This window comes from Deferribacterota bacterium (genome assembly GCA_034189185.1).
Taxonomy (GTDB): Bacteria; Chrysiogenota; Deferribacteres; order Deferribacterales; family UBA228; genus UBA228.
In genome coordinates, this window is sequence record JAXHVM010000180.1 from 1 (window position 1) to 3,512 (window position 3,512).

Here is a 3,512-nt window from a genome sequence, read left to right on the forward strand (position 1 = left end):
TTTCTATATCTAATAAAATCTTCTCTTAGGTTTTTAGCCCCGTCTAAACCTGTTTCTTCTTCAACTGTAAAGAGAACCTCTAAAGGGGGATGTTTTATTGAACTATCTGCTAAAACAGTTAAAGCAAGAGCAATACCAACCCCATTGTCAGCACCAAGGGTAGTATTATTTGCCGTCAACCAACCACCATTAATCTCTAACTGTAAAGGAAAAGTCATATCAGCTGGACTGCAAACCATATCAAGATGGCCTTGTAATACTACACCTTCATGGTCTTCATAGCCTTTGGAAGCACTCTTTTCAATCTTTACATTGCCATATTCATCAACAAAGACATCTAACCCCAAGGATTCAGCTTGCTCTACAACCCACTGCCTAATTTCTTCTTCATTACCTGAACATCTTGGTATTTTTGTAATTTCATTAAAATACTGCCAAAAAGTCTCTGGTGAAAGCCCCGATAACAAATTATTACCCCCTATACCATTTTGTGAAAACCCGCTAATATTAAACGTTACCATAGATAGAAATAAAATAAAGATAGACAAATATTTACGCATTATATCACTCCAAACAATATTATATTCTTATACTAAGTTTTTATCAAAACCTTTAATTAATGTCAATATAATATATAATTTTTATAACTATCTTTATTTAATGCTAGCAACCTACTATTTCTTATGTCACAGAATTCTACTTATTTTATAAAAGTAATATATAAAATTATTGTTGTATTTTTTACCCTAACAATATAACTCTAGCCCACAGTCACCTCATCACATAAGTATACATCTTGAATGATATTTAGTAGTTTCACACCCTCTTCCATTGGTCTTTGAAATGCCTTCCTACCAGTAATAAGCCCCATTCCACCAGCTCTCTTATTAATTACAGCTGTTCTTACTGCCTCTGAGAAATCCCCTGCTCCAGTTGATGCCCCTCCTGAATTTATAAGACCAGCTCTACCCATATAACAATTCATTACCTGATAACGCGTTAGATCTATTGGGTGATCTGTTGTAAGCTCTGAATATACCTTCTCATGTGTTTTCCCAAACTTTAATGCTTTAAAACCACCATTATTTGTAGCTTGTTTCTGTTTAATAATATCAGCTTCTATAGTAGCTGCCAAATGATTTGCCTGACCAGTTAGATCTGCTGATGTATGATAATCCTTATCTTCCCTCTTAAAGGCACTATTCCTTAAGTAAGCCCACAACACAGTAACTAATCCTAATTCATGGGCATATCTAAAACACTCAGTAATTTCTTGGATTTGTCTAGAGCTCTCCGTTGATCCATAATATATTGTTGCTCCAACAGCAACAGCTCCCATATTAAAAGCTTGCTCAACTTGGGCAAAGAGAATTTGATCATAGGTGTTAGGATAGGTTAATAACTCATTGTGATTTAATTTTACAATAAAGGGTATCTTATGTGCATACTTTCTAGAAAGTGCACCTAAAACGCCTAATGTAGATGCAACTGCATTGCAACCACCCTCGATTGCAAATTTTACAATATTCTCAGGATCAAAATATATTGGATTTGGGGCAAATGATGCACCAGCACTATGCTCAATACCTTGATCCACAGGCAATATTGATAAATAACCACTCCCAGCAAGCCTCCCATGATTCATAATTGTATTAAAATTTCTAAGTACTGAGGCTGGTCTATCTGATAAAGCTAATACCCTATCTACAAAATCGCCACCTGGTAAGATTAATCCTTCTTTTGAAAATACTGGCTTATAGTTTAATAATTCATCTGCCTCATCACCCAATAACTCCCTTATCCTTTCAATCATAACTACCTCCTATTTTTTATTTAGCTTACCATATTAATATATTAATAATTAATATTGATATTTACAAGAATTTAAAATTTCTTTACATCTATTTTAATACTTTTAATTTTATTTTAGGTAAATCTTTGTTATAATATTAAAAATTAATTTAAAGCTTTAAAATTAAAAAGAGGGTAAACTATGAGGAAGAATATTTATATAATATGTTTAGTGTCTTTTATTTTAGTTGTCTTCTTAATTGAGTTTGCCAAAAGTATGGCCAATGCTGCTGGCACAATATCAGCCGGGAAAGATTATTCTCTCTATGTTAATGAAAATGGGGAAGTCTTTGCCTGGGGTAATAATTATTCTGGCAAGTTAGGTGATGGTACGACTACCGATAGGATATACCCTGTAAAGTTAGACTCATTAAGTGATAAAAATATTGAAAAAGTCCTTGCTAGCTGCAACAACTCCTTTGCAATTGATAAAGATAACAACCTCTGGGCTTGGGGGGAAAATCTGCTTAACTATTTAATGGTGGGTGTTGGAGATAGCGAAATAGATGATTGTTGCCAAGAATATAGTGGACCTAGCTATTATAATGAGAGCTATACACCTACTATAGTAGAGGAAGTAAAAAATATATATGATATAACTTCAAGTTGTTATCATACCCTTATTATTACTAATAATGACGAGCTAGCACTTTATGCTTGGGGTGAAGGTTTTGCAGGTCAGCTTGGTATAAATGATAGAAATATGAGTTATCTATATAAACCATATAAGGTATATAACCCGCAAAGTAGGAATGATTTTACTATAATAGATGTTTCAGCAGGTAATTCCTTTTCTATAGCACTGCGCAGTGATGGGGATGCCTTTACATGGGGAGATAATAAATATGGTCAATTAGGAGTAGATCTTGTTCCAATACAAATGCCTCCCAATGAACTATTTCTAATGCCCCTTAGAACACTTATTAATAATATGATCAACTATACAAGTGAATACTCAATAATACCTCTTGAGACAGATAAAGCTGAAGAAGTCGAAGAGCTTCAAATTGTAGATATATCAGCTGGTGGTGATCATGCGTTAACCCTTATGGAAGATGGATCCCTCTGGGCATGGGGTAGAAATGATAAGGGTCAATTAGGTAGAGGTAATGTATCTAAATATTCTAACATACCTATGAGGGTTGAATTTCCAGATAATACAACTATTGTTCAGATCTCAGCTGGTCAAGACCACTCATTAGCACTTGATTCAGATGGCTCTCTCTGGGCGTGGGGAGATAATTCATATGGCCAGATTGGTATACCAAATTTAGATAGGGAGTATTGCACCTTGCCAGTAAAAGTTAAGGATCTACCAAAAGTAAAGGAGATCTCAGCAGGTTTTTTCCACAATTTAGTAATAACTGAGGATAATAGAATCTATGGTTGGGGCTCAAATTATTATGGACAACTTGCACGCTATCAATTTGAAACTATTATACAGGCACCTACTGAGATAAGATTAGATGAAAGGGAACAGCCCTCCTATATACTGCCCCGCTTAAATTCAGTTGAATAATTAAGATATAAACAAAATCAAAAAAGATAAACCTTTTTTAGGATAAAACCCTTCTAGTCTATTAAAGGTATAAAATCTAATATATCAGAGGTGGCCTTCTTTATGCCTTTTTCTGTATTTAGGTTATGTGAAAGAATGATTA

General features: G+C 34.1%; 3 protein-coding genes. 1 reads left to right on the forward strand and 2 read right to left on the reverse strand.

Going from position 1 to position 3,512, the window contains the following annotated elements; translation table 11 throughout:
• A partial coding sequence (locus tag SVN78_09430) for a M20/M25/M40 family metallo-hydrolase (protein MDY6821826.1) occupies positions 1-560 on the reverse strand: 560 nt, incomplete at its 3' end.
• Positions 561-760: 200 nt separating this feature from the next.
• Positions 761-1,813, reverse strand: a complete 1,053-nt coding sequence (locus tag SVN78_09435; GenBank protein MDY6821827.1) for a class I fructose-bisphosphate aldolase — start codon at positions 1,811-1,813, stop codon at positions 761-763.
• A 180-nt stretch (positions 1,814-1,993) separates the two neighbouring features.
• Between SVN78_09435 and SVN78_09440 the strand changes: the two genes are divergently transcribed.
• Entirely contained in the window at positions 1,994-3,370 is a 1,377-nt protein-coding gene (locus SVN78_09440) for a hypothetical protein (protein ID MDY6821828.1), read from the forward strand.
• Positions 3,371-3,512 lie beyond the last annotated feature (142 nt).

Excerpts from the sequence above, each read along its gene's own strand:
- SVN78_09435 (MDY6821827.1), bottom strand. The coding sequence starts at position 1,813 with ATGATTGAAAGGATAAGGGAGTTATTGGGTGATGAGGCAGATGAATTA.
- SVN78_09440 (MDY6821828.1), top strand. The coding sequence starts at position 1,994 with ATGAGGAAGAATATTTATATAATATGTTTAGTGTCTTTTATTTTAGTT.